Here is a 26,504-nt window from a genome sequence, read left to right on the forward strand (position 1 = left end):
CGCCTCCGCCGCAGGTTAATCACTCCATCGCATCGACGATGGCTTGACCCATTTCCTGGGTGCCGTATTTGGTGTCCGGGTTCAAATCCGGGGTGACATAGACACCGCCGTTCACGACTTTTTCAATCGCGTTCAGCATCCGGGTAGCCGCTTCGTGTTCGCCCAAATGGTTCAGCATCATCACGCCCCCCATCATCACAGCCGTAGGGTTGGCGATATTTTTGCCGACGATGTCCGGCGCACTGCCGTGTACCGCTTCGAATAGCGCTGCATCGGCACCTATGTTCGCACCAGGGATCAAGCCCAAGCCACCTACCAAACCGGCAGTCAAATCCGACAAAATGTCACCAAACATATTGGTGGTGACCACCACGTCAAATTGTTCCGGTTTCATGACCATGTGCATGCAGGCCGCGTCGACGATTTTTTCGTCGAATTCGATGCCCGGATATTTGGCCGCCACTTCCCGTGCCGCTCTCAGGAACAAGCCCTGGGTGTATTTCAAAATATTGGCTTTATGACAAACCGTCACTTTCTTACGATTGTTATCGATAGCATATTTAAATGCATATTCCACGATGCGCTCGGAACCGGCCTTGGTGACCACGGCCAAGCTTTCGGCAATGTCTTTAGCCGGTGTCAGATAATGTTCCAAACCGACATAGAGGCCTTCGGTATTTTCGCGCACAATGACAATATCGACGTCGTCGTAACGGGTTTTTACGCCTTTCCAGCTTTTCGCCGGCCGTACGTTGGCGTAGAGATCGTATTGTTTACGCAGTTCCACGTTGATGCTTCTAAACCCTTCGCCCACCATCGTGGTCAATGGTCCTTTAAACGCCACCCGAGTCTGGGCGATAGATTCCATCGTCGCATCCGGCAGCGGCGTGCCGGTTCTTTCATAAGCCGACATGCCGGCGTCCGCCTCATGCCAATGAATTTTCGCACCCGAAGCGTTGATCACCGCCACGGCGGCGTCCATGATCGAAGGGCCAATACCATCACCTTTAATCAACGTGACGTTATGCATTCATTTCTCCTACTTGATGTTTAAAAATAACCAGTCTTTGCGTGCACTCATCTGTATCGCGATTGAGTCGTTACTCATTCGCCTGATAAAGCACCGTTATTGCGAGTAATAATACACAGTTTCGCGCCCCGCCGCATGGTCAAGCGGGATTGGTGTAGGCCTTAATTTCGGGCGTACTCGGAGTTTATCAGCCAAACTCACCCCAGAAATGCAGCAAAATTCATACCCAAGCAGCCTAAGCCGATAATCGGCGTCCGGCAAACCAAAAAGCGGTATCATCGAACCCGCATCATTTTTTACCCAAGCCTTCATCAAAGCTAAACATGATCTCCGTCGATAAACTGATTTTCGAATACCCTGGCCTGCGCGCATTGGACAATGTGTCGTTCGACATCGCTGCCGGCAGCATCACCGCGCTGGTCGGCCCCAACGGCGCAGGCAAAACCACGCTGCTGCGCTGCATGGCGGCGCTGGATCAACCGGTCAGCGGTGCGATCAATATCGCCGGCATCGATGTATTGGAACAACCGCGCGAGTGCCATCGCATCATCGGCTACTTATCGGATTTTTTTGGGCTTTATCAACGCTTGACGGTGCGGCAATGCCTGCATTTCGTGGCCCGCGCCCAGGGCATTTTTGCAACTGATTGCCCCGCCGCCATCGAAGCTGTCAGCCGGCGTTTGCATATTCAAGATAGATTGGAAAACAGCCCGGCCGAGCTATCGCGCGGCCTACGTCAACGGGTAGCCATCGCCCAAGCCATCATCCACAAACCGCCGGTAGTGTTGCTGGACGAACCGGCATCCGGCTTGGACCCGGAAGCCCGCCACGAACTGGCCGAGCTATTTTTAGACCTGCAAGCCCAAGGCATGACACTGCTGGTGTCCTCGCATATCCTCGCCGAACTGGAGGCTTATTGCACCGATATGCTGGTGCTGCGTCACGGCAAAATCGTCGAACAGGTTGCGGTGAAAGCGCCGTCCTTACTAAAACCGTTTAAATTACTGCTGGCACATCCAGTAGAAAACCTGCTGCAACGCCTGCAATCGCTACCCGATGTTAAGGTGTTGAATAGCGACGATAAACAACAAGCCTTACTGCAACTTAATGGCGAGGCGGCTCTACAACACCAAGTATTGAAAGCCCTCATCGCACTGGATTTACCGGTCTGCGAATTCGCCCCAGTTTCTAGCAATCTGCAAGACGCTTACCTACAAACCATCCGCCACAGCTCATGAATCTGAATCCCGAATTTGAACGCCAGCTGATTTTGGAATGCTCGCCAGCTCGGCTGGTAGGTGCGCCAATCGTGCTGGGTGCAGTGTTTACTTTAAGCTATTTTCTGGACGACTACCGGCTGGGCAGCATCACCGCGCAAGCCGCTTTGACGCTATTCATGCTGATTACCCTTTTATGGGGCACCCGGCAAAGCCTGGACAGCATTGTTGAAGAATACCGCGACCGCACCTGGGATACCCAACGCCTGTCGGCGCTCGGGCCTTGGCAAATGACCTGGGGCAAACTGCTGGGCAGTACCAGCATGGCCTGGTACTGCGCCGGCATTTGTTTACTGGTCCATGCGCTGGCGACCGACAATCCGGCCGCCCTACCCTTATTGTTTTTTTACGCCATTGGCACCGCATTATTGGTACAAAGCGCCGGGCTTTTGTTGGGTTTGCTGGCAGTGCAACGCGGCCAACTAAAAACCGGTTCGATACTCATTTTGGTATTGGTGGGTTTCCTCGTTTTCATGCCGTCTTTGACTGATTTAACCGAAACGGCCAATTATTTGCCCGGTCATTTTCAAAGCAACACCTGGTATAACCTGACCGTTAACCCACAGACTTTGCACCAAATAAGCCTGCTTTGCGCCTTATTCTGGTGCGTCATGGGCAATTATCGCTTGCTGGCGCAAGACTTGGGTTTGCGAAATTTGCCCTGGGCATGGTTGAGTTTTACGCTGTTTTTGATTGTCTATTTGGGCGGCTTTATTCCCAATACCCACTATTCCTTTTCCCTGGCTGCTTTAGCCGTTTGCAGCGCTTTAACTTACATTGGCGTCATCGTCGAACGGCACGAGCCAATGCGCATCAAACGCTTACTGGATTATCGGCGACAAGCGAATTGGCGCCGAGTGGGTGAGGAACTACCCTTGAGCGCATTGAGTTTTGCGCTAAGCCTGCCGTTTGCGATATTTCTGAGCTTCCAAGAGCAACGCTTTGCCTGGCTGGACATCTCCCTGAATGCCTACCCACTGGCTGTCGTACTATTAGTACTACGCGATTACGCCGTTTACCTGTTTTTTTGCTACGGCAAAAATCCGCAACGCGCGTTTAGCCTGAGTTTACTGTCCGCGGCGCTGCTTTACGGCATTCTCCCCGGCTTGTTCGGCGCGGTCGGCATGACCGGCGTTTCAGCCTTATTCTTTCCACTATGGGCGGATTCTGCATTCTCGGCGTTAGCTTTTGCCGCGCTGCAATGTGCGCTGATTTTAAGCCTACTTTATCAACGCTGGCGGCAAAGTGTTTAAGGCCGATAGAATTTGTTGGTGCGTTAGCTAACTTTTCTTGCTTAGGCCTACCGGAATAGAGAAAATAAAGCCCAGCTACAAAAACAACAATAACTTGGCTATCGGAAACACTGATGCGCTCTTTGCGCCGCATCGAGTACGATGGTTGCGACCAAGACCGGCGGCATGCGCATACCAAATCCATTCATCGAACATCTTGCCGGCAAGGCTTTTTTTCGCGCCCCCACCCACCGTCCGCTCGGACTTTTTCTCGATACCAAACTTTCGCTCAGCCTCACCAAACTGTTTGCCATCCCGCAGTTCGATGAAGATAGCGAACGGCAGTTTTGGGAAGAACGTTACCTAGTATTACTAAGCCCCCTCAAATGGGCGTTAGGCTTGGGAGCCGTCGCATTCCTGGTCTATATCCTGCTGGATCTGCATACTGGTAATACCTCAACCGCAGAAGCCATCTTAAGACTTCCCATAGTCCTGGTACTTTTGGGCTTATTCAGATACCTAAATGTCTGCGTAGAAGCGGCGGCAAAAATCAACACCATCGCCAAACTCAGCGCCGGACTGTCCGCAGCCAATTTAATCGCCATCTTGCTGTACGACGGTAATCCCCGCTATTACGCCGAAACCTGGCCGGCCCTATTGCCCATGTATTTTTTCAGTTACGGGCAAATGTTCATGTCGTTGCGGGCGACAATAAGTTTTGGCTGGAGTACTGCGCTGACCATGCCGCTGGCCGGCTATTGGCTTGGCCTGACCGTGATTGACTTGATCCAGTCTGTCCTTAATCTTTGCATCGTCAATATCTTCGGCGTCTGCACCCGCTGCCAACTAGAAGCTTACGCCCGCAAATCCTTCCGCGAGAAACGCAAAGCTCAACTCAGCGCCGACGACAAAACCCGCTTTTTGCAGCAAATGGGCCACAATCTGCGCCAACCCTTGCAAGCCTTAGCCTGCTATGCCGCAGTGTTAGACACCGCCCTAACAAACCCACCTAACAATGGCGCGGCGTTTATGCTCAATCGCATGGGCATGGTGATAGACGAATTGAACGCCGCCTTTAACCATGTCTTAGACATCGCCAACCTGGAAACCGGCCGGCAAATTCCGCAACCGGCCAATATCGATCTCAATACGCTGCTGACCGGCCTGGAAAATCAATATGCCCCGCAAGCCGCCAAACGCGGCATCCGGCTTAAAGTAGTGTTGCGCTGCCAAGAGCCATACAACATCTGCAGCGACAGCAACATCCTCCGGCAAATTCTCGGCAATTTGCTCGATAACGCCATCAAATATACCGAGAGCGGCTGGATATTGGTGTCGGCGGTCAAAACCGGCAAGCAACATCTGACTTTACATGTCTGCGACAGTGGCCCAGGGATCGCCGAAGAGATGCGCGCAGAGGTATTCAAGGAATTTGTCCGTAACCAGCGTCGCCAAAACGACAACAAAGTACCCGGCTTGGGCATAGGCTTGGCTTACGTGGCCGCCGCCGTCAAATGTTTACCCGACCATAGTCTGAACTTGGTATGCGGTTCGCGTTTTGGCTGCGACTTTAAAATCCAACTCCCGGTTGCCGAACCGATGCTGGCTATATACAGCGGATTAGATCAAAACGGCGACTTCTCCGGCTACTTTGTGATGGTAGTAGACGACGATGCCGAGGTATTGGAAGCCATCGCCAAGCAACTCAGAGCTTGGGGCTGCCTGGTACAGGAAGCAGCATCTCTCACGGAAACCGCGGCACTACTAGCCGAAAACGATAGAGATCCGGATTTATTAATCACCGACTTTTACCTGGGCAACCGCGAAACTGCCCACGACATTATCGCCGCAGTCCACACCACTTGCGGGCCGGTACCGACCATGATCCTCTCCGCCCGCGCCATCTCGGACCACGAAAAAGCCCTGTTGCCGGCACACACCGCCATTCTGCGCAAACCTGCCGGCGCCAAAGCCCTGAGGGAAACCATGGTTAAAACGTTGCAGATAACCAAATCCGTGTGAAGGATAGTCAACAAAGAAAATCCGTTTATTAACCATTGGCGTTAAGTTAAGCTTTGGCGCTATTAATTCCCCTCTTAGAAAAAGAGGGGCTAGGGGAGATTCTATATAAATCCCCTCAACTTCAAAGCCGTCAATTCCCCACCCCCGGCTTCCCAAACACAATCCTCTGCTCAAACACCTTCACCAGCAACTCGGTACGTTTAGCGACACCGAATTTTTGGTAAATCGGCCGCAGATGATTGCGCACCGTTTGTTCTTCTATACCCAACTGCCGGGCAATCTGCTTATTGCCTATCCCCTGTACTAACCAAGTCAGCACTTCGAACTCACGCGCTGTCAGGCCTAAACTGGCCGGATCGGATACTTTAGGTATTTCTGTAACATGGCCGACTTGCGAAGCGACAGTTCGTTGCGGGCCCACGGCAGATGCCGGCAAATAAACCTTTCCAGCCAATACATCCCGCAACGCATCAACAAACGCCTGCCGAGATACAGTTTTGACGATAAATCCCATAGCTCCCGCCCTTAGCGCCTTAAATACCAACTCCCTATCGTCCAGCCCGGAAAACATCACCACGCACAAATCCGGAAATGCCCGCTTCAGTTCGGCTAAACCGTCCAGACCATTGCGATCCGGTAACTGCAAATCCAGCAATACCAAATGCAAAGGCTGCTCCCGAGCAATCGCCAAGCCGGCCGTAAAGCTCTCCGCCTCGAATACCTGTACATCCGGGTAAATCTGTTTCAACAAACACGCCACGCCCTCGCGGGCGCAGAAGTGGTCGTCGATTAGCAAAATATTCACAGTCAACAAGCTCCGAGCTAGTGCCGATCAATAATTATACACTCGAAATATTTGAATTGAATCCAGTACTTTTGTACTGGTACATAAAAACACTAGCCTGAAAATTCAAGTTAAGCAACAATTCATTTAAACTTTATTCGCCAACAAAAAATATAAATCCTGATCATAAAAAACAAATACCAATAAAATCCAAAATATACTCAAGTAAAATTACAATTATTCAACAACAATTTATCATGAAAAAAAGTTTTTTAAATTTATCTAAGTTTTTTTTATTAATTTATATTCCTATATTTTTAAGCGGCTGCATGACTCAAATTGGCTATATTAAGGATCATCCCGACCCATCTGAGTCAACGAATTATGGCAAAGTTAAAGAATGGGCTTTTGATGTGTCTGATGGTTATAGTAGTCGTGGGACTATGAATCGATACTCATTATACTGGGGCAGTGCATTAGTAGCAGGAGGTACTGGTGCACTTGGAGGACTTGCTGCGACAGGTTACACAGGACATGCCAATATTATAATCCCATTGTCTGCGGCATTTTTAGGAACAATGTTCGGTTATTATCAGAATGAACAACAGGCCCAATTATATTTTGCAGCAAGTGACTGTATAAAGTCAGTTATTTCAAAAAGCGAAAAGAGATACGCTCTAAAAAATACTGCAGATGAAACTCCATTAAAATCACTAATAACAAATGAAGAAAAATTACAATGTTCCTTAGACGATAAAATAGATTCAGAAAATAAAAAAATAGAACAAATACACACCGGCTCTTCATTAGTTAATCAACCAGATGCAATTATAGCCATCACAAATAAAATTGAAGAATTAAACAAAGCAATTAAAATAGAAAAGCATCTAAAAAATGAATCAATAGCAAGATTTAATAACTTGAATATTCTTATTAAATCATCAAAAGATAATTCATATGAGTCAAATTGCCTGACAAACGATGTGAACTCTATAATGCGTAGAGTTCAAATACATTTAGCGAAACTTGATCCAAAAAATGTAAGTAAAGATCTGCAAAACATAAAATTATCTAGCAATTTAAATAATTCGCCTTCAGTAACTGATCCAAATGAATTAATTCAAGATTAATCCGACTCACAAAGCGGATTTGATTTAAGCGACTTAGATCCAGAGAAAATTGTCAGCTCATGCGAAATAGGAATCTGATAGACAAATACTTATCAGCATTCATGTCAGATTTAAAACAATGAGAAATAATATATTTTTTTTAATAATCCCCTTTTTATTATCTAGCTGTAGCATGCCCGTCAAGGTCAACAAATGGTCAAAATTGGCAAACCATATGCTAAGCCTCGATAGAGATGGGAAGAAGGATTGCGAGGTTTTTTTAGCGGAGCTGACGGAGTTAACTGCAAAAATATCTCAGATGCCGATAAAACAAATGCGCTTTACAGCCATGTTGAGCTAATCGGAAACAGTTTAGATAAAGCTCTGACATCGGCAAAATATCAACATAGAAAACTTAACTTATTAATTTTCGTTCACGGCGGTCTGGTTTCCAAAAATGATGCTACCACAGAATCCCAAACAATCTTGTCGGAGATCACTAAACAAAACAGGAATAATCAAGATCCTGATTCTCCAATCATCTATCCCATTTTTTTGAACTGGGAATCAGGCATGGATGATGCCTATGCTGATCACCTGTACAGGATCAGACAAGGTCGGGAAAGCGACGTACTCGGCCCGGTTTCCCTGCCTTTTTATTTACTGGCAGACTTGGGACGCGCTTTCACCCGACTGCCTATTACCTATGGTTTTCAAGGGTATAACGCAACACTAAAACCGATTGATGAAGAAAACACCTCGACTATTACCAAGGCAAACACAGAATTCTACGAGCAGTATCCAGTTCATAATTCGGCTATCGGCTTTGGTGAAGATACTCGATCCTCTCTGGATAAAGCATTAGACAAATCCACCTATCTGGTTCCCGGCGTCGCTCGGCTCATGACTACGCCCTTATTGGATTCAGTCGGGAAAGCGTCTTGGGATAATATGTTACGTAGAACCCGTCTTGTTTTTCGTACCGCTGACGATTACCAGGAAAAAACCGAAGCCGAAAGCCTTAACCGATGGGATGCAATGTACGCAGGTCTTCAACCCAACACCTTTGCGGCGTCAGACAATCATTCTTATAGATTTCGAGACAGCACGGGAGGCTTTTCCGTTCTGATGCGAGTAATTCAAAAGGTTGTTTCCAATCACAGTACAGACAAACCAACCATTACCCTGATTGGTCATAGCATGGGCACCATCGTGCTGTCTGAACTACTCAGACAAACGTCTCTTAAGTACCCTGATTTGGCATATAAACACATTGTATTTATGGGGGCTGCCTGCACCATCCATGATTTTGAAACTGCGGTGATTCCCTATCTTATCTCCCACCAAGATACTGATTTTTATAATTTGACCCTGCATCCTTATGCGGAGGAAAACGAATCTAATATGTTTGACCTGGTACCGAGGGGTAGTTTGCTTGTCTGGATTGATGACTTTGCCAGCACACCCACCACCAGAAGCGAATTGACATTAGGCCGTTGGATCAATGCCAAGATCGCTTGGCCATTCATTCCAGAAAAGCTCAGAGATCGAATCACGTTAAAAGCATTTGGTATGCAAGGCACCACCAAAAATCAAAATTGCAAAAAAATCCCCATGAAACACGGAGAGTTTAACGATGCAAACACGGAATTTTGGAACCCCGATTTTTGGAGCGCGAAGCAACCATGTGTCTACCAAGACTCAATTGGACAACACAACAATGATCATGCGGTAAGTTCAGAGGATAATCACAATTCACTGTAGGCATTCGCATATTTGCAGCTCAAATGTCGTTAGTTAGTCGCCACTAAAAAAGCCTTAAATCCATCACTAACACACTGAAATATAAGGGACATCTGCGGCGTGTACCGCCTAATAATAACTGTTGGAGACCATCATGAACATCACCCTAGGCCCCATCATAGGCCACACCACCGACACCTCCGCCAAAATCTGGATTCGCGGCGCGAAAGGTCCTAATCACGCCAGCCGGGAGTTTTGTTACGGCGCGTTCGATTTGTACGAAGGTGCCAAGCTGGTGGCGTCGCAGTATTGCTTCTTGAAGGATTACTACGACTTTACCGGCGTCGCGCAATTTACTCAGCTCAAGCCCGACACAACTTACCGGGTGGAATGCGGCTTGGTTTACAAGCGCGACGGCGACGCGCCGCAGACCGGTGTACCAGTGGCGGGGCCTGTCATCGCCGATATTAGGAAGGCGACGGCGACGTTCAAGACCGACCGCGGCAATAACGACACCCGATTGGATTTCGTGTTCGGCTCCTGCCGCTATTTGTATTGGGACAATCTGTTTCAAAACGATGCCGAGAAAGGCGACAAGACTTTTCGCTCCATCGTCAATCTGCATCGGCAGCGGCCGCTGGATTTCTTTCTGGCGGTCGGCGACCAGGTCTATGCCGATCCGTTGAACAAGCTTTTCGAGTACAAAAGCTTCGACGCCTTGTGCGAGATTTACCGCAAGTCGTTTCAGTTGCCGAATATCGCCGAGCTGATGGGCAACGTGCCGACTTACATGATCTTGGACGACCACGAGATTCGTGACGACTGGTCCAAGGATCAACTGCGCAACGCTGACAGCGGCTTTTACGCGATGCGGATGCGAGCCTATGCCTCGTACCAGCATTTGCACAATCCCGACACAACCAATGGCCAATTCTGGTACAGCTTCGATAAAGGGCCGTTTGCGTTCTTTGTGATGGATACCCGCACGTTGCGCATCAACGACGCCAACGCGGTGGGTGGCAAAACCATGCTCGGCCGCGAGCAACTGAATGCCTTTTTCGATTGGATGCATCAACATCGCGATGCGCCGGTCAAGTTCATCGTCTCCAGCGTACCGTTCTTCCCCGATCCGAAGCCGATGAAAGGCGCCGATGACAAATGGGCAGGCTTTAACGACGAGCGCAGCATGATTCTGGAATTCATCCGCGTGGAAGGCATAGCCGACGTGGTGTTCCTGTCCGGCGACGTGCATAACTCCAGCTTTGCCAGGATGCGCTGTTATCAGGACCCGCAGTTTTTAATGACCTCGCTGATTTCGTCGCCGTTTTACTGGCCCTACCCACACGAAAGCGCCAGCGATTTCTACGGTGGCCGCACGCTGGAGTTCATGCAATGGACCAACGGCAACCGCCGCACTCGCGACCGCGTCGAATACCGCTACGAAGGCGAAGGCTTTATCGGCGACGAAGCGTTTATGGCAGTATCGGTGGATATAGGCAAGGGTAAGCCGTGGTGCAGCGCGGAAATTTTTGATCGAAAAGGCAATAAGTTTTCAGATTATCCCAATCCGTTTTTGTTTTAGTGCTCCCCAAAATATTTCCTCTCCTTCAGAGCAGTTTGTTTTATATACCCTCAACCTAACCTTCTCCCGGCGGGAGAAGGGATTGTCGACTTTAAAACTACCAATATTGGTCCAACATGGGCTTTTGGGAACATTTCTGGATTCCCGCTTTTGCGGGAGTGACGGGATGTTTTAAGTGCGGCGATTTACTTACCGCCGCCAATCAACGCCACCATCTCCTCCCGCTGAATCACCTCTTTCTCCTGTAACAGCTCGGCCAACTTATCCAAATAACCGCGTTTCTCGCTTAATATCTTTTGCGCGCGGCGTTCTGCGTCTTCGATCAAGGCTTTGATTTCAGCATCGACGACTCGGGCGGTTTCTTCGCTGTAGTTGCGTTGCTCGTTGACGTCGCCAGGCAAGAATTGCAATTGCTGGCGTTGGCCGTAAATTTGCGGCCCCAGTTTTTTGCTCATACCCAGATAGCAAACCATGTTGCGGGCAATTTCGCTGGCTTTTTCCAGGTCGTTTTGGGCGCCGGTGGAGACGCTTTGCAAGGCCAATTGTTCGGCGACGCGACCTGCGAGCAAAATAGCCAGTTGATCTTTTAACTCGTTTTCGGTGGACAGATATTTTTCCTCAACCGGCAATTGCAACGTAAACCCCAGCGCAGAGACGCCGCGCGGGATGATGGAGATTTTATGCACCGGCTGCCCGGTAGGCACGTTTTCCGCCACGAGTGCGTGACCGGCTTCGTGATAAGCCACTCGGCGCTTTTCGTCCGGGCCGAGAATGCGGTTTTTCTTTTCCGGTCCGGCCATCACTCTATCGATGGCGGCTTCGAAATCCGCGATGTTGACGGTGTCGCGGCCGCCGCGCGCAGCCAATATCGCCGCTTCGTTGGCGATGTTGGACAGATCGGCGCCGACGAAACCGGGTGTGCGTTTAGCAACCGTGTTTAAGTCGATATCTTTGTCCAATTGCATGGCTTTGCTGTGCAATTTCAGGATAGCCACCCGGTCGATCAGGTCGGGTTTATCCACCACAATTTGCCTGTCGAAGCGGCCGGCACGCAGCAAAGCTTTATCCAGGATTTCCGGCCTGTTGGTGGCTGCCATCACCACTACGCCGGAAGTGGCGTCGAAGCCGTCCATTTCCGTCAAAAGTTGATTCAAAGTTTGCTCGCGCTCGTCGTTGCCTCCCATGATCGCCGGGCCGCCGCGCGAGCGGCCAATCGCGTCCAGTTCGTCGATGAAGATGATGCACGGGGCTTTTTGCCGAGCTTGTTCGAACAAATCCCGCACCCGGGCCGCGCCGATACCGACAAACATCTCGATAAATTCCGAGGCGCTGATGTTAAAAAACGGCACCCCGGCTTCGCCGGACACCGCACGCGCCAACAGGGTTTTGCCTGTACCGGGCGAGCCGACCAGCAACACGCCTTTCGGCATCCTTCCACCCAGTTTTTGCAGTTTTTCCGGGGATTTTAAAAACTCGATGGTTTCCTTCAATTCCTGCTTCGCGCTTTCCGCGCCGGCCACGTCGTCGAAAGTGGTTTTGGAGGTTTCCTGCTGAATGCGGATTTTATTACCCAAGTTCAGAAAGCCGCGCCCTGCGCCGCCGGTCATTTTCGGCAATAGCCACATCCAGATACCGGCAAATATCGCGATGGGAATCACCCAGTTGAACAGCAAATTGCTCAGCCAGTTATCGCCGCTTCTGACCACATATTCGACTTTATGCTCTTGCAGATTTTTAACCAGTGACTCGTCCCATAGCGGCACGGTGAAGAAATGCTTACCGATTTTTTTGTCTTCTTCTTTTAATGTGCCGTTGATGAATCGCTGGGTAACCACGGCGTTTTCGACTTTATTGTCGTTAACCAGGGTTAAGAACTGGCTATAGGGAATTTCCTGGCCCTGGATGCGTTCGCCGCCGGCGAATAGCGACATTACAAAAATCCCCAACAGCACGTATAACCATACCGGTGAACGCTTAGGCTCACTGCCGTCGGGCTGGTCGGTACCCGGTTTAGGTTTGGATAGGCTTTGCCACGTCGATTTGAGCCACGCCCAAAACACGCATAACCATTTAACAAAAGTCTGATAAAGCTCGGTTAGTTTTTGCTGGTCTATCATGACGCACTCCCCTCTTGTAGTTATCGAGGCCATTGCAGGGTCCCTAATCCGCCATTCAAGTCAAGGTGGGGATTTCGGTTTAGGCCTCTTTTGTTTGTTCACTGTACTCCAGTTTTACCGGTTTTTAGCGAGTAAGCAAATGCACTGAGCCGGAAATATTTTCTTGAATATACGGAAATCCAGTTTTTAACTACCGATAGCCCCCAGCTTCAAGCGAACGCCGGCATTTGAGACGCGGGTTAATGATTTCAGGTCCAATGCACTATTTTTTGCTGTTCGCAAAGTGAAAAATGCATCCAAAGCTTGGGTATTTACGTACATCCTCATACAAGCCAATGTCGGCATAATGGGTTCATCAATTGAGTTGCTGTTTCGCTGCGTTTGCTATCTAATGACCAAAGGTCAAAGCAACCGGGCGCAGCGCGTCCCGCAACTCATTTTTCCCAACTTAGAAGGAGGGACAAAATGTCAAACCCGCTCAATACGCTGATCGGCAAACTTTTCACAGACCCGGTCGAACAAGTCGGCATCGCTCTGCCGTCCGCTACGTTGGTAGCAGTATTCTTTAACTACCGCGAACAAATTCACCCTGCACTGCAGCATTTGCCTGACCCGTTTGCCGCCAGCACGGCCGGTGCGTTAATTTTTCTGCTGCTGACACTGGCGATCTCCCTTATCGTCAAACGCTTGTCGCACGACATACTGAATACCGCTTACGATTATTTGTATCGGAACCGTAAACGCTTGAAAACGGATAGTTGGTATCGGCGCGCGCAAAATCTGGCTTTAACCACCAACGACCCGTTGTTGAGTCAATATCACGAAGCCTTGGATAGGCTTAGGGACAACGACAACCCCGTGGTGGCCAAGGTGGAGGCGTTGCAATTGCAATCCAAATTAGCGCGCAGCCTGACTTTGATTTTGGCCATTTTTACTGTGGTCTTGTTTATTGAGAAGTTGTTATTACTGGGATGGGTATGCGGCGGCGTTTCAGGATTAATGCTTTCCAGTTTTTGCAAGGAACGTTGGGCCGCCTCCGAAATGGTTTATCAAGCACTTTACGAAACCTATTACCGCCAGGAGCGCCGTCACCCCATATGGACTTCCCCGGTCACTCGTATCAAAAAACCGGCGCAGCAATTACCCGAGACCGAGTCTATAGAATAAAATATCGTCATTGACACATCAAAAGACGGCAAGAGGCGCATAGAACGAATCCTAGACCGGCGGATAGAGCGGGTATTCATCCGCGCGGCAAGCCTAATTAGAGACCTTAATCGATCAACGAGATCGTTACCCAAAAGACGGACTTATGCATAAACCGACATTTCGACACAAAGCCCTGGCTTACGCCGCGCTAAGCCTGCTCCCGCTCGCCGTTGCCGCGCAAACTGCGGCCGTTAACGGCGAGGAAAAACCCATCGCACTATCGATTCATTTTTTGATTACGCTGGGCATCTTGGCGGTGGTTGTGCTCGCTTTTTTACTGTATTTGCGGCATCTGCAAAAAACCTTTCTGGAAACCTGCACCCGCGAAAAACAACTGGCGCTGTTTTTTCAAAGTCCGGCCGGCCTGCCGGAGGGCACGATACGCGGTGTGATCGCGATGCTGATCGTCACGGCCTCAATGTTGTTTTTGGCCTTGCCGAACAATCAGTTTCCGGACGTATTGGGTGGCATCCTCGGCACCATCATCGGCTTTTACTTCGGCGCACGCGGCCAGAATCGCGATTCGGAAAGCGCCGCATTGCAGCAAGCCCATGAAGCAACCACGCAACGCGACGCAGCGGTCAGCCAACAACAGCAATCCAAAACCGGCTCCATGCTGGAAACCGTCAGCAGCGGTATCGACATGGCGCGCACCGTGGCCGGTTTGCTGCCCAAGGAAATTGGCGGCAAATACGTCGATCTGGCGAACAAAGTCGAAAAAGGCGTAAATGTCGCCAAGGGCCTGATGGGCGAAGGTAAAATCGAAGATGCGCTGCACGCGGTCACCGACACGCAAACCGCGCTGGACCAGGATGGGCCGTTGACAGACATCCTCGGCAGCGCGGTAAAAACCTTCGGCGCCACGCTGGGGACCTTCATGCCGCCTGCTGCGTTGATCGCCGCCGTGGTGGCCGGCACCGTGAAACTGACTGGTATTTATTATCAAAAATGGAAAGCCCGGATTTTACACATGCCCTTCTCACCGGCGGCCGGTTTGACGCTGGAGCCGGTCGACGACAACACCGGCTTTATGTTGCTGCGACAAAGCCCGTTATTTCGTGCCGCGTTTCAGGCGCAGATGGAAAACCCCAAGTTTATGAAAGACGCGGTCAACGACTTTATCGGCAATGCCGATTCGGCGGCATTATTCGAAAAATATGCCGAACTGGGCGGCTTTACGACGCTACAGCAATTTGAAGAAGGCCTGGACGAATTCCATCGCACCGCTGCCGACCGGGAATTGAAGTCTTTGATCCTAGCCCGCGACCCGGCGATGTTCGGCAGCACCGGCGGTTACGAATCGGTGTTGCAAGCCGTGGACAAACTGCACCAAAACCCCGATGCATTAAAGGACCTGGATAGCTTGATTGTGGTGACCGAGAAGCTGCAAGCGGAGGACAAACCGGTCTCCGGCATGATTAACAAAATCCTCGAGGGCCAAGCGTCATGAGGCCGAATCTGAAAATAGTCATACCGCTATTAGCAACGGTTTTGTTAGCCTCCGGCTGCGCGACCCGGCAATTGAAAAACTTCAAAGAAGCCGCTGATGAAAATAATTGGCACGAAATAGCGGAGGCGGAAGTCGATTGCAAAGCCGACGACGAGACCTGTAACCAATTGCATCTGCTGAAAGGCGACGCCTGTTACCGGCTAGCTAAACAAAACACCGACAGCATCAAAAATTATCAATGCGCAGCAGAGCAACTCGAACAAGGCATACATTTGACAACGGATTGGGCTGCGGCCGAGGCTATCGTCGGGCAACGCGCCCAGTATTTCGAAAACTGGTGCGAGTCGTTGCGCTCACTGCGTAGCGAACAGACCAGCACAGCCGCTGCTAAGCCTTACAACCAAAAGTTACACGCTTGTGCCCGCGAATTTCTGCAAGCGCCCGGCGACTTAAAACCCGCCGCCACCTTTTTTCTGCATAACGCCGAGTTGGCAGCGATTCGTTTTCAAATCGACGATACCGGCAGTTGCCAAGCGCTGAAACAATTACAACAAAACGAGAACCAAGCTGCCGCGCAGGCTGGCCAAAGCCGCTACGCCGATTATCACCGGCGCTTGTTAAACGACATCGCCGGAATCAAAGCTTCGATTCCCGGCTGCCCATAAGCCTTTAGCGGATAGGAGCCGGTCATGGCATTCAGTCGCCCACTTAAATTTCAACTGCCTATGCTGCGCGGCCGCGATGTGTTGGAAGTACAGACGCGCTTAAAAAGCCTGCAAATAAACGGTGTCGGCCAGCCCGACGGATTATTCGGTGCCAAAACCTCCGCAGCCGTGGTGGCGTATCAAAGCAGCCACGGCTTGGACAGCGACGGCATCGTCGGCCCGCTAACCTGGAGCAGTTTATTCCAGGACGACAGTTCTCCGAATATGCAACGTCCCGCCGCTAACGATGCCGGCAGCACGGTTATCGGCCAAGATTTACTCGACGAGTTAAAAACCCGGCATGCTTATCAGGACAGCGTGACCTGGCAATTGACCGATCAAGGGTTATTGGTAGGCAGCGACGATACCCCAATAGGCACCGGCGGCGAGCCGAAAACGGTAGGCAAAGTGTGGAGCCAGTACGGTAGTGCGTTGACGCATTGGTCTACCGAGTTGAAAGTGCCGGTGGAGCTGATCATCGCCACCATTTGCACTGAATCGTCCGGCAATCAAAACGCCGTCCGAGAGGAACCCGGCTTAATTGACGAAGTGCGCACGCCACACAAAATTTCGCCGGGCTTGATGCAGACTTTGATTTCCACCGCCCGTGCCGCCTTGAATAAAGACGACATCGACAAAGCCTGGCTATTAGTCCCCAGCAATTCGATTCAGGCCGGCACCGCCTACATCGCCGGACAATGGAAGCAAACCCATTTCGATCCTCCCAAGGTCGCATGCGCTTACAACGCAGGCGGCATCTATCGTAACGACTCGGCGCGCAATCGCTGGAAAATGCGCCAATATCCGATCGGCAGCGCCGAACACGCCGACCGTTTTGTGAAATGGTTTAACGATTGTTTTGTGTTTTTCGAGAGTAACGGCGGCGCGCCCGAGTGTAGTTTTTTTTATGCCTTGCGCAAATAAGCTTCACGGCTTACTCCGCAAAATTAGGAGCCGTTAGGCCGCTGAGCGAATCTATTGCTCCCGCTGGCGCGGGAGCGGTGACTTTTAGGTATGGATCAATCACAAAATGGGCTCTACGGTTCCGAGACGCCCTTCCCACCGCAGTTTGACAATTCCCTACCCCGAGGAATCTTAGCGTTATGTGAGTGTCGACTGGCGTAAGATATTGCCGCATCGCCACCATCCATGGCATAAAGTCGGCTGACCTGCTTGCCGACATGGAGGCCCAACATGCTGCAAAAACGCCTGATTGCCCTGCTGTTGCTGCTGATCCTGTTGCCGACTTTATCGGTCGGTTACATGGCCTATCGGTTTGCCATCGACAATATCCGCACGGATCGCTTTAATATTGTCAGCCGCGTCGCGGATAACCGCCATGAACAACTCAAACTGGTACTGGCACGTGCCGACACCCGCGCCCACGCCTTCCTGGCCGAGGTGCTAATGAAATGCGTGGCGGCGGAGCAATTGAACCGCGCTTGTGCCACTGATTTCATAAACGACTATTTACTCACCGAAGGCGCTGCCGGCGCGGTGTTTTTCCGGCTCGACTCCGAATCGGGCACGGTCAGCGTCGGCGAGCAGCCGGTAGCGCTTTCTGACCTAAAAAATTTTCAAGCCGGACAACTGGCCGACTTCAGCAAACCGGTTCCGGACCAGCCACGTTTTTATTATGTGATTGCCAAAGATGCCAAACTGCCCTGGCAATTGTTGATCAGCTATCCGGTTAGCCTGATTCAAAGTATTTTTACGGCTCACCCCGATTTGGGCAAATCCGGCGAATCTTTCCTGGCCGACAGCAGAGGCTTTTTCGTGACCCAGCCGCGCTATGCCAGCCGACAAGACCATAGCCATGCTATCGCTGCGCAACCCATGCAAAGCTGCCTGGCCCTGAAAAACGCGGAAATGATGGTCAGCGATTACCGGGAGCGTGCCGTCATTCATGGTTTCCGTACGATTCCGGAAATCGGCGGCGGCTGCATCATGGCGCATATCGAACAGGCCGAGGCGCTGGCCCCCATTCAGCGCCTGGAAAAACAAATGCTGCTCACCGTGCTGGTTTTTGTCGGCTTGACGACGATAATCGCCAACGCCCTGGCCCGGCGTATCGTCCGGCCCATCTCGCGCCTGACCTGTACCGCCCGACGCATTCGCGACGGCGACTTGTCGGTGCGAGCAGAAGTCCGAGGTCTGGATGAAATCGCCGAATTGGCCAACTCCTTCAATCACATGACCGATGCACTGGCGGATGCCCAACATAATTTGGAAGCGAAAATCGCCGAACGCACCCACGCCCTGCGTACCAGCGAGGAACGCTATATGCTTGCCGAGCGGGCTGTTAACGACGGTATCTGGGACTGGGACATCGTGCATCACGAATACTACTTATCACCGCGCTGGAACAAGATTCTGGGTTATGCCGACGGCGAATTGCCGAACGTGGAATCGATTTTCTTCGAATTAATCCACCCCGATGACAAAGCCCGCGCCAGTGAAGCGTTTCGCAAACACTTGGAACATAACGAGCGTTACACTACCGAACTGCGTCTGCGGCACAAAGACGGCAGCTACCGCTGGGTGCTGGATCGCGGCGACGCCTTGCGTGATGCCGAAGGTCGGCCGGTACGTATGGTAGGCTCCATCACCGACATTACCGAACGCAAGGCAGCGGAAGCCGAGCTGCTGAAATACCGCGAGCACCTGGAAGAACTTGTAGCGATGGCCACCACCGAGGTCAAAGCGATTGTGCAAACCGCCGTGAATGGCGTGATTTCCATCGACAGCAGCGGGCTGATTCGGATGTTCAATCCGGCCGCCGAAAAACTGTTCGGCTGGAGCAGCGCCGAGATCGTCGGTAAGAATGTCTCGCTACTAATGCCGGAACCGGATGCCTCCGCGCACGACAGTTACATCCAGCATTTTTTAGCCACCCATCAGGCCAAAATTCTCGGCATAGAGCGGGAAGTCATCGCCCAACGCAAAGACGGCAGCCGCTTTCCGGCCAATTTGGCGGTGGGGCACGGCATTATCTCGGAGGGCCGGCACCTATTTGTCGGCTTTATTTCCGACATAAGCCTGCAGAAACAAGCCGAGCAGGAACTCAGACTGGCTAAGGAAGCAGCCGAGGCCGCCGCCAAAGCCAAGGCCAATTTTCTGGCCAATATGAGCCACGAAATCCGCACGCCCATGAACACCGTGATCGGCTTTGCCGAAGTGGCCTTGCAAGATCAAAACCTGGCCGCCGATACGCGCGGCCACATCAAAACCATCCTCAGTTCCGGCCGGCATCTGCTGGGTGTGATTAACGATATTCTGGATTTTTCCAAAATCGAAGCCGGCAAAGTAGAGTTGGAATCGGTGTGCTTCAACCTGCCGTTTGCGGTGCAAGAAGCGCTGCAAATTATGGGTTTACGCGCCGCCGAAAAAGGTTTGCGTATCGATCTGGCGATAGAAGCCGGACTGCCCACCCATTTCGTCGGCGACCCGAACCGTTTACGGCAAGTGATTTTGAATCTGGTCGGCAACTCGGTAAAGTTTACCGATACCGGCAGCATAGGCGTGACGATCAAGCGTGCGGAAGGCATAGAGATGTTGCATTTTGCCATCAGCGATACCGGCATAGGCATGACCCAGGAACAAACCGAGCATATCTTCGAATCGTTCTCGCAAGCGGATACCACCACTAGCCGCCGCTTTGGCGGCACCGGTCTAGGTACCACCATCAGCAAACAAATTGTCGAGATGATGGGCGGTCGTATTTGGGTGGAAAGCCAAGCCGGGGTCGGCTCGGTGTTTCATTTCACCGTGCATATGCCGGAATCAGCCAGCGCGGAAAACTGCCTGTACGATGTGAGCTCGGTGCATAGCGTGGCTTATTTTTCGCCGCGCCGCTTCAAGGTATTGCTGGCGGAAGACATAGAAGCCAACGCCACTTTGGCGCGCTTGCGTTTGGAACAACAAGGCCATCAAGTCAGCTGGGTTAAAAACGGCCAGGAAGCGGTGGACGCCTTTCGAAGCGGTGACTACGACTTGATTCTGATGGACTTGCAAATGCCGGTGCTGGATGGCATAGCCGCCACCCGGCAAATTCGCAAACTGGAACAAGCCAGCGGTAGCCATATCCCGATTCTGGCCCTGACCGCCAGCGTATTGAGCCATGAACGCCGTGAATCACTGGATGCCGGTATAGACACCATCGTCGGCAAACCCATCGATGTCGACGATTTATTAACGCAGATGGAACGGCTAGTGCCCAAGGGGCACGGCATTGCCAACACCGGCGTGAATATTGCCGAACCAGTAAAAATTGCCGTGGACTTTACGCCGTTGACGGGCTTCGCCGATTACGAAAAAGGTTTGGCAACCTGGCTGGACCCACTGATTTATGCCGATGCCTTACTAAATTTTGCCGAACAACATGGCGCGGACGGCAGAAAATTACTACGTAATTTACAGGAGCACCCGGAGAATCCGGAAGCGGTCCGGCGCATCGCCCATGCGTTAAAAGGCGTGGCGGGCAATCTGGCCTTAACCGTTATCGCTGGTCTGGCGACCGAGGTTGACGCGCAATTCAAAAGCGGCGACCTGCAAAATATCCAGGAATTGATCAAGACGCTGGACGCCGCGCTAAACGCCGCTGTTGCAGCCATACACCAACTAAAACTGCCGAGCAAACCGGTCGCCGTCGCCGCAATAGCCTTCGATGCCGATCAGGTCGGCAGCCTTTTACAGCAATTAAACACCGCGCTGGACAGCTTGAATCCTGACCACGTCGAACCGGTTTTACAAAGGCTTAGCGCGTTTCTCGACGAAACCGAGCTGAAAGCCATCCGTTTTGAAGTGGATAGTTTCGATTTCGACGCCGCGAAAATCCAAGTTAATCGCTTGGCGGATAAATTAGCGATCACGTTTAAGGAATAAGCCATGAAAGACAGCTACAAAGTATTGCTGGTCGACGACGAACCGAACAATTTAAAAGTGTTACAGCAAATACTCAAGGACCACTTTCAACTGCTATTTGCCATCAACGGCGAAAAAGCCTTGGCCGCCGCCCGGGAACATCAACCGGACATTATTCTGCTGGACATCATGATGCCGAACATGGACGGCTACCAAGTATGCACGCAGTTAAAAGCCGATCCGCTGACCGCGAAAATCCCGGTGATTTTCGTTACCGCGATGGGAGAAATGGAAAACGAGGCGCGCGGTTTCGATGTCGGCGCGGTCGATTACATCCAAAAACCGGTCTCCGGCCCCATCGTGTTGCGCCGGGTGCAAACCCATTTATCGCTGGTACGAGTAGACGAGCTGGACCAACTCGCCCGCGCCGCCATCGAAATGCTCGGCGATGCCGGCCACTATAACGATCCGTACACCGGCGACCACATCTGGCGCATGGCTGCCTATTCGGCGGCACTGGCCCGCGCCGCCGGTTGGACGCCATCGCAAGTTGCGATGATGGAATTGGCCGCGCCCACCCATGACACCGGCAAAATCGGCATTCCGCACGGCATTTTAAAAGCGGCACGGGCGCTTAATGAAGAGGAATGGCCGATCATGCAATCGCATTCGCAAATCGGCTACGACATTCTGAACAAAAGCGACAATCCGGTCTTCAAAATGGCCGCCGAAATCGCCCGCCATCACCACGAAAAATGGGACGGCAGCGGCTATCCGTTGGGTTTGGCCGGTGAGGCGATCCCGGAATCTGCCAGAATCGTGGCGATTGCCGACGTGTTCGATGCCTTGACGACGAAACGTCCCTACAAAGAACCGTGGCCGCTGGAAGAGACTTTAAAGTCGATGCAAAGCATGGCCGGCAGTCATTTCGATCCGCGCTTGCTGGCCTTGTTTTTGGAGATAATGCCGGAAATCTTACGTCTGAAAGCCGCATGGGGCCAATAAGCTACTAAATATCGTATCGGTGACGATTTTCCGTAACGATCGCAGTCGGAAACCGGCTTTTCTGTATCAGGCCCTATCAAACTCTCCGCACTCAGGCCGCAGCCTGCAAGGCTTGGCCGCCCGCTACCCCAAACCCCGTTTAATTCGATAGTTTTGGCATTTTTTATGCTGCGTACTGCTTGTCATTAAATAACCAGGGGCGCGTCATGAAAACCTACGAAAAAATACAAATCGGCGATGTCATCCACAGTAACTGGTATGGCGACGGCACCGTCGCCGATCTGAATGAAGCCGGGACAGGCAAAATCAAATTCGGCAGATTCTTCGTGCTGTTCCGGGAGTTTGAGATTTTTTATGCAAACGGCTGGATGTTGTCGGTGTAAATGCAGAGCATACTAGCCAAACACAACACTCGAACCGGTGAGGACAAGTCCACGCACAGTCAGCGGATTGGCTGTTCCTCTCTGGTTTGATGGGGTATTGGGTACTCCAAAGCGCAAAGCAGTTGCTTAAACACGTTTCAATAGTGGCATTAACCCTGCTGCGGGTCCCTCTCTAATCAATGCATCCGCAGTGAGTTTGTCTGGCGTTTTCAAAATACCGTTTTGGTCTTGTCAGCCGGAAATTGGCTTAGCAGTGTGATGTGGCAGCTAAGCGCTGTCACGTGAATGTCGGACTGCGCGGGAGCGACGATATTTACGGACCGGGCTTAGGATTTAGCCGCACTCTTACTGCCCAGTAAAATCGTATGCCTTTGATAGCCGTCGTCTGCCGCTGCAGTCTCAGCCTCGGCTTTCCGCAATTGCTCGGCTCGGTCGTGTTCTAGCGCTTCTCTGAGTACATCGCGGTAAGACCGATTGATGCTGCTGGCATATTGTCTGTCTTTTTTCTCTTGGGTTTCGGCGATGGTCTTGGTCGGTTCCGGGTCGTAACGCTCTTCAAGTTCCTCAGCCAGTTTTTTTAGCTGTTGGCTGATTGCCAGGGCTGATTGAGATGAATGGGTTTTGTTGTCGTCCAAACTAAAAATTCGGATCATTTCATCCCGCAAATTAAACCCATACACCACCGGGTCGCCGTGCTTTTGCTGAAAATCGTAGGCAATAAAAAAATCCAGCGGATTGGTAGGATTTTTATCGAAAAATATCGTAGCGCTTTCCATGGTGTAATTCAGCGCCTCGACAAACTGCTTCCTGGCCTGCTCCATTTCTTCAAAGATAAAGTCATCGGCAATTTGTTTTACGATGTATTTCATAATCCGCCCCAGCTTAAATTCGATTGACTCGTCTACCTAAAACTCGCTGCATCCTATTCTGTTTCATAGACGGCGAGCATCATTGCTACGAATTGTATCAATTTGCTTCGCTCGTGCACCTAAATGAAATATTGCCATTATCCGGCAGGTTTACACCTGGCAAAATGCCTATCCAGCCACCGGGAAGCTCATATCGGCCCGGCCAATCCTACATCGCAGACCCGCGACCTTAGCAATACCGCTAATTCTTCCGCATGTCTCGGCGAGCCTCCCCATTCCGGTGCGCACCACGCATGTGCAAAAAAAGCACTTCCGAATCAATAGAGTGCATGATTTTTCTGCATGCCAAGATGCACCCGCAAATTTCTCTAAAAACAGACTCACCAAAAATAGGTGTAACACACTGTTTATAATGGTTTTTTACATATAGTTATCACAAGAGTCATTAAACTGGCATCAGCATTGCTTAGTAAGCAGCAATACTCCAGTGTAGGAGTGGTAAACCCAAACCCCGCTCACTGTTGAGCACTAAAGACAAAGGCGTCTACTGTCAGGCTTGCAAACAAGTCGGGCATAGACGCCTTTTTTTTGGCCCGTTTTTCTCAATTGACAGGAACCGACATGAAACAGAACCGCATTTTCACCCCGAAGACACTTGCCGCCGCTTTCAGCTCGGTGGTTGCGCTGGGCATATTAGGCTTTTCCAACCACAGCTTCGCCGCCGGGAAACTGGAAAAAGAAGATTTGAAGTTCGGTTTTATCAAATTGACCGACATGGCCCCGCTGGCGGTGGCTGCGGAAAAAGGTTTTTTTGAAGAGGAAGGCCTGTTTGTGCAACTGGAAGCACAAGCCAATTGGAAAGTGGTGATGGACCGGGTTGTGAACGGCGAGCTGGACGGTTCGCACATGCTGGCGCCGGCACCGTTAGCGGCCAGCATCGGCTTCGGCACCAAGGCCGACATCGTGACTGCCTTCAGCATGGGCTTCAACGGCAATGCCATCACCGTATCCAACGACATCTGGAAACAAATGAAAGCCAATGTGCCAATGGAGGGCGGCAAACCGGTGCATCCGATTAAGGCGGATTATCTGAAACCGGTAGTGGACAAATATAAAGCCGAAGGCAAGCCATTCAATATGGCGATGACTTTTCCGGCCGGTTCCCACAACCTGAAACTGCGCTATTGGCTGGCGGCTGGCGGCATTAATCCCGGCTACTATGCGCCACCGCAAGACATTTCCGGCCAGATCAGCGCCGATGCTTTGTTGTCGGTCACGCCGCCGCCGCAAATGCCGGCCACGCTGGAGTCCGGCACCATCTTCGGCTATTGCGTCGGCGAGCCGTGGAACCAGCAAGCGGTATTTAAAGGCATCGGTGTACCGGTGATCACCGACGAGGAATTGTGGAAAGACACTCCGGAAAAAGTGTTCGGCGTGACCAGCTCTTGGGCCGAGAAATATCCCAACACCTATCTGGCAGTCACTAAAGCCTTGATCCGCGCTTCGATCTGGCTGGATGCCGAAAGCAACAAAAACCGTAAGGAAGCGATTGAAATGTTGTCGCAAAAACAATATGTGGGCGCCGACGTTGAAGTACTGGCGGCCAGCATGAACGGCACCTTTGAATACGAAAAAGGCGACAAACGCTCCCTGCCCGACTTCAACACCTTCTTTCGCCACGGCGCCAGCTATCCCTCTTACAGCAGTGCGGTTTGGTACCTGACGCAATTACGGCGCTGGGGCATGATCGCCGAGCAAAAACCGGATAACTGGTATCTCGACACCGCGAAAAAAGTTTATCGCCCCGATATATATTTGGCTGCGGCGAAAGAATTGGTGGCCGAGGGTAAAGCCAAAGCGGAAGATTTTCCGGCCGACACCGGCATCAAGCCTTCACAAAACTTTTTCATCGACAAAATTCCGTTCGATGCCAACAAACCTAACGATTATCTAGCCAAATTTCCGATTGGCTTGAAAGGCAAACAAACCGTCTCCGGCGGCAAGATTGTCGACTAAGAAACTCTGGTGGGTGCTCTACACAAGGATCGTATGTTGATGCAAGGACGCATCCTTTTTACCGACACCGTTAAGACTAGCGAGCAAAGACATGACTAATACATTGATCAAATTCTTTAACATCACCGGCCTGACCTGGTTCGTACCCTTGGTCAAAATCGCCGCCGGTGAAAATCCTGCCCAGCAAATGCGCCAGTTATGGTTGGTCATGGGCGTGCCCATCATCGCTTTCATCTTGTTTTTAGGATTTTGGAGCGTCACTGCCGCACGCATCAACACCAGTTTGGGCGCCATTCCCGGCCCGGTCGCAGTCTGGTCGGAAGTCAGCGGTTTGGTGACTGAACACTATGCGGAAAAAACCAAAATGGCCGAGTTTTACGAACGCCAGGAATTGCGGAATAAAGAAAAGTTGGCCGAAGACCCCAAAGCGGAAATCAAGCCCCGCCCCTACACCGGCAAACCGACTTATCTGGACCAAATATTTACCAGCCTGCGCACCGTATTCGCCGGCTTTATCATCGCCACGCTGATTGCCGTGCCTCTAGGTATCATCTGCGGCATGAGTCCGGTGTTGAATACTGCGTTTAACCCGTTGATTCAAATCTTCAAACCGGTATCGCCGCTGGCCTGGTTGCCCATCGTCACCTTGGTGGTGAGCGCCATCTATGTCACTGACGACGATTCCTGGTTCGCCAAATCGTTCGTCACCTCGGCCATCACCGTGACTTTATGCTCTTTATGGCCAACGCTGATCAACACCGCCGTGGGTGTGTCATCGATAGACCGCGACTTGGTCAACGTCGGTAAAGTGTTAAGACTGGATTGGGCCACACAAATCAAACGCATCATTCTGCCTTCGGCTTTACCTTATATCTTTACCGGGATGCGCCTATCCTTGGGCGTGGGTTGGATGGTGTTGATCGCTGCCGAGATGCTGGCGCAAAACCCAGGATTGGGCAAATTCGTCTGGGACGAATTCCAAAACGGCAGTTCCAATTCCTTGAGCAGGATCATGGTGGCGGTCTTTACCATCGGTATTATCGGCTTCATTCTCGACCGGGTAATGCACTCGTTACAAAACCTGTTCTCGTTCCAAAAAATCTGAGGAT

Annotated in this window: 19 protein-coding genes; 15 read left to right on the forward strand and 4 right to left on the reverse strand. The window is 51.3% G+C overall.

Annotation, left to right across the window (positions count from 1 at the left end):
- Positions 1 to 19: 19 nt before the first annotated feature.
- On the reverse strand, positions 20 to 1,030 hold the full coding sequence (locus ACMXD4_RS11385; protein ID WP_101052331.1) for an isocitrate/isopropylmalate dehydrogenase family protein: 1,011 nt from the start codon (positions 1,028 to 1,030) through the stop codon (positions 20 to 22).
- Between the two features lie 323 nt (positions 1,031 to 1,353).
- Between ACMXD4_RS11385 and ACMXD4_RS11390 the strand changes: the two genes are divergently transcribed.
- The 3 genes from ACMXD4_RS11390 to ACMXD4_RS11400 all read left to right on the forward strand — a co-directional run bounded on the left by ACMXD4_RS11390 (position 1,354) and on the right by ACMXD4_RS11400 (position 5,561).
- Complete coding sequence (locus tag ACMXD4_RS11390; protein WP_171695386.1) at positions 1,354 to 2,268, forward strand: ABC transporter ATP-binding protein; 915 nt, start codon at positions 1,354 to 1,356, stop codon at positions 2,266 to 2,268.
- On the forward strand, positions 2,265 to 3,560 hold the full coding sequence (locus tag ACMXD4_RS11395; protein ID WP_171695385.1) for an ABC transporter permease: 1,296 nt from the start codon (positions 2,265 to 2,267) through the stop codon (positions 3,558 to 3,560). Before ACMXD4_RS11390 ends, ACMXD4_RS11395 begins: the two co-directional genes overlap by 4 nt.
- A 141-nt stretch (positions 3,561 to 3,701) precedes the next feature.
- On the forward strand, positions 3,702 to 5,561 hold the full coding sequence (locus ACMXD4_RS11400; RefSeq protein WP_415878105.1) for an ATP-binding protein: 1,860 nt from the start codon (positions 3,702 to 3,704) through the stop codon (positions 5,559 to 5,561).
- A gap of 130 nt (positions 5,562 to 5,691) precedes the next feature.
- On the opposite strand, the gene ACMXD4_RS11405 is transcribed toward ACMXD4_RS11400, so the two are convergent.
- Complete coding sequence (locus ACMXD4_RS11405; protein ID WP_415878106.1) at positions 5,692 to 6,366, reverse strand: response regulator; 675 nt, start codon at positions 6,364 to 6,366, stop codon at positions 5,692 to 5,694.
- Between the two features lie 236 nt (positions 6,367 to 6,602).
- On the opposite strand from ACMXD4_RS11405, the gene ACMXD4_RS11410 reads away from it, so the two are divergent.
- The 3 genes from ACMXD4_RS11410 to ACMXD4_RS11420 all read left to right on the forward strand — a co-directional run bounded on the left by ACMXD4_RS11410 (position 6,603) and on the right by ACMXD4_RS11420 (position 10,779).
- Positions 6,603 to 7,475, forward strand: coding sequence for a hypothetical protein (locus ACMXD4_RS11410; protein ID WP_415878107.1), 873 nt, complete (start codon positions 6,603 to 6,605; stop codon positions 7,473 to 7,475).
- 246 nt (positions 7,476 to 7,721) lie between these two features.
- On the forward strand, positions 7,722 to 9,218 hold the full coding sequence (locus ACMXD4_RS11415; protein ID WP_415878108.1) for a hypothetical protein: 1,497 nt from the start codon (positions 7,722 to 7,724) through the stop codon (positions 9,216 to 9,218).
- Between the two features lie 133 nt (positions 9,219 to 9,351).
- A complete protein-coding gene (locus ACMXD4_RS11420) occupies positions 9,352 to 10,779 on the forward strand; it encodes an alkaline phosphatase D family protein (RefSeq protein ID WP_415878109.1) in 1,428 nt (475 codons plus the stop codon).
- Positions 10,780 to 10,964: 185 nt separating this feature from the next.
- Here ACMXD4_RS11420 and ftsH read toward each other — a convergent pair whose 3' ends face one another.
- Positions 10,965 to 12,896 (reverse strand): ATP-dependent zinc metalloprotease FtsH, encoded by a 1,932-nt coding sequence (gene ftsH, locus ACMXD4_RS11425; RefSeq protein WP_415878110.1) that lies wholly within the window; start codon positions 12,894 to 12,896, stop codon positions 10,965 to 10,967.
- 465 nt (positions 12,897 to 13,361) lie between these two features.
- On the opposite strand from ftsH, the gene ACMXD4_RS11430 reads away from it, so the two are divergent.
- From ACMXD4_RS11430 to ACMXD4_RS11460, 7 genes are all read left to right on the forward strand, one after another.
- Positions 13,362 to 14,063, forward strand: a complete 702-nt coding sequence (locus ACMXD4_RS11430; protein WP_415878111.1) for a hypothetical protein — start codon at positions 13,362 to 13,364, stop codon at positions 14,061 to 14,063.
- Positions 14,064 to 14,208: 145 nt separating this feature from the next.
- Entirely contained in the window at positions 14,209 to 15,555 is a 1,347-nt protein-coding gene (locus tag ACMXD4_RS11435) for a hypothetical protein (RefSeq protein ID WP_415878112.1), read from the forward strand.
- Positions 15,552 to 16,220: a hypothetical protein gene (locus tag ACMXD4_RS11440; protein WP_415878113.1), complete on the forward strand. Its 669-nt coding sequence runs from the start codon at positions 15,552 to 15,554 to the stop codon at positions 16,218 to 16,220. The genes ACMXD4_RS11435 and ACMXD4_RS11440 overlap by 4 nt, the downstream gene beginning before the upstream one ends.
- Before the next feature lie 24 nt (positions 16,221 to 16,244).
- Positions 16,245 to 17,183: a peptidoglycan-binding protein gene (locus ACMXD4_RS11445; RefSeq protein ID WP_415878114.1), complete on the forward strand. Its 939-nt coding sequence runs from the start codon at positions 16,245 to 16,247 to the stop codon at positions 17,181 to 17,183.
- A 270-nt stretch (positions 17,184 to 17,453) separates the two neighbouring features.
- Positions 17,454 to 21,143: a PAS domain S-box protein gene (locus tag ACMXD4_RS11450; RefSeq protein WP_415878115.1), complete on the forward strand. Its 3,690-nt coding sequence runs from the start codon at positions 17,454 to 17,456 to the stop codon at positions 21,141 to 21,143.
- A gap of 3 nt (positions 21,144 to 21,146) precedes the next feature.
- Entirely contained in the window at positions 21,147 to 22,127 is a 981-nt protein-coding gene (locus tag ACMXD4_RS11455) for a response regulator (RefSeq protein ID WP_415878116.1), read from the forward strand.
- Between the two features lie 206 nt (positions 22,128 to 22,333).
- Positions 22,334 to 22,510 (forward strand): hypothetical protein, encoded by a 177-nt coding sequence (locus ACMXD4_RS11460; protein WP_171695365.1) that lies wholly within the window; start codon positions 22,334 to 22,336, stop codon positions 22,508 to 22,510.
- A gap of 326 nt (positions 22,511 to 22,836) precedes the next feature.
- On the opposite strand, the gene ACMXD4_RS11465 is transcribed toward ACMXD4_RS11460, so the two are convergent.
- Positions 22,837 to 23,379: a hypothetical protein gene (locus ACMXD4_RS11465; RefSeq protein ID WP_319960829.1), complete on the reverse strand. Its 543-nt coding sequence runs from the start codon at positions 23,377 to 23,379 to the stop codon at positions 22,837 to 22,839.
- Positions 23,380 to 24,000: 621 nt separating this feature from the next.
- Between ACMXD4_RS11465 and ACMXD4_RS11470 the strand changes: the two genes are divergently transcribed.
- Positions 24,001 to 25,395 carry a CmpA/NrtA family ABC transporter substrate-binding protein gene (locus tag ACMXD4_RS11470; RefSeq protein ID WP_033156211.1) on the forward strand — a complete coding sequence of 465 codons (1,395 nt, stop codon included), beginning with the start codon at positions 24,001 to 24,003 and terminating at the stop codon, positions 25,393 to 25,395.
- A 91-nt stretch (positions 25,396 to 25,486) separates the two neighbouring features.
- On the forward strand, positions 25,487 to 26,500 hold the full coding sequence (locus ACMXD4_RS11475; protein WP_033156210.1) for an ABC transporter permease: 1,014 nt from the start codon (positions 25,487 to 25,489) through the stop codon (positions 26,498 to 26,500).
- The last annotated feature ends 4 nt before the right edge of the window (positions 26,501 to 26,504 follow it).

Source organism: Methylomonas sp. TEB (assembly GCF_047777895.1).
GTDB lineage: Bacteria > Pseudomonadota > Gammaproteobacteria > Methylococcales > Methylomonadaceae > Methylomonas.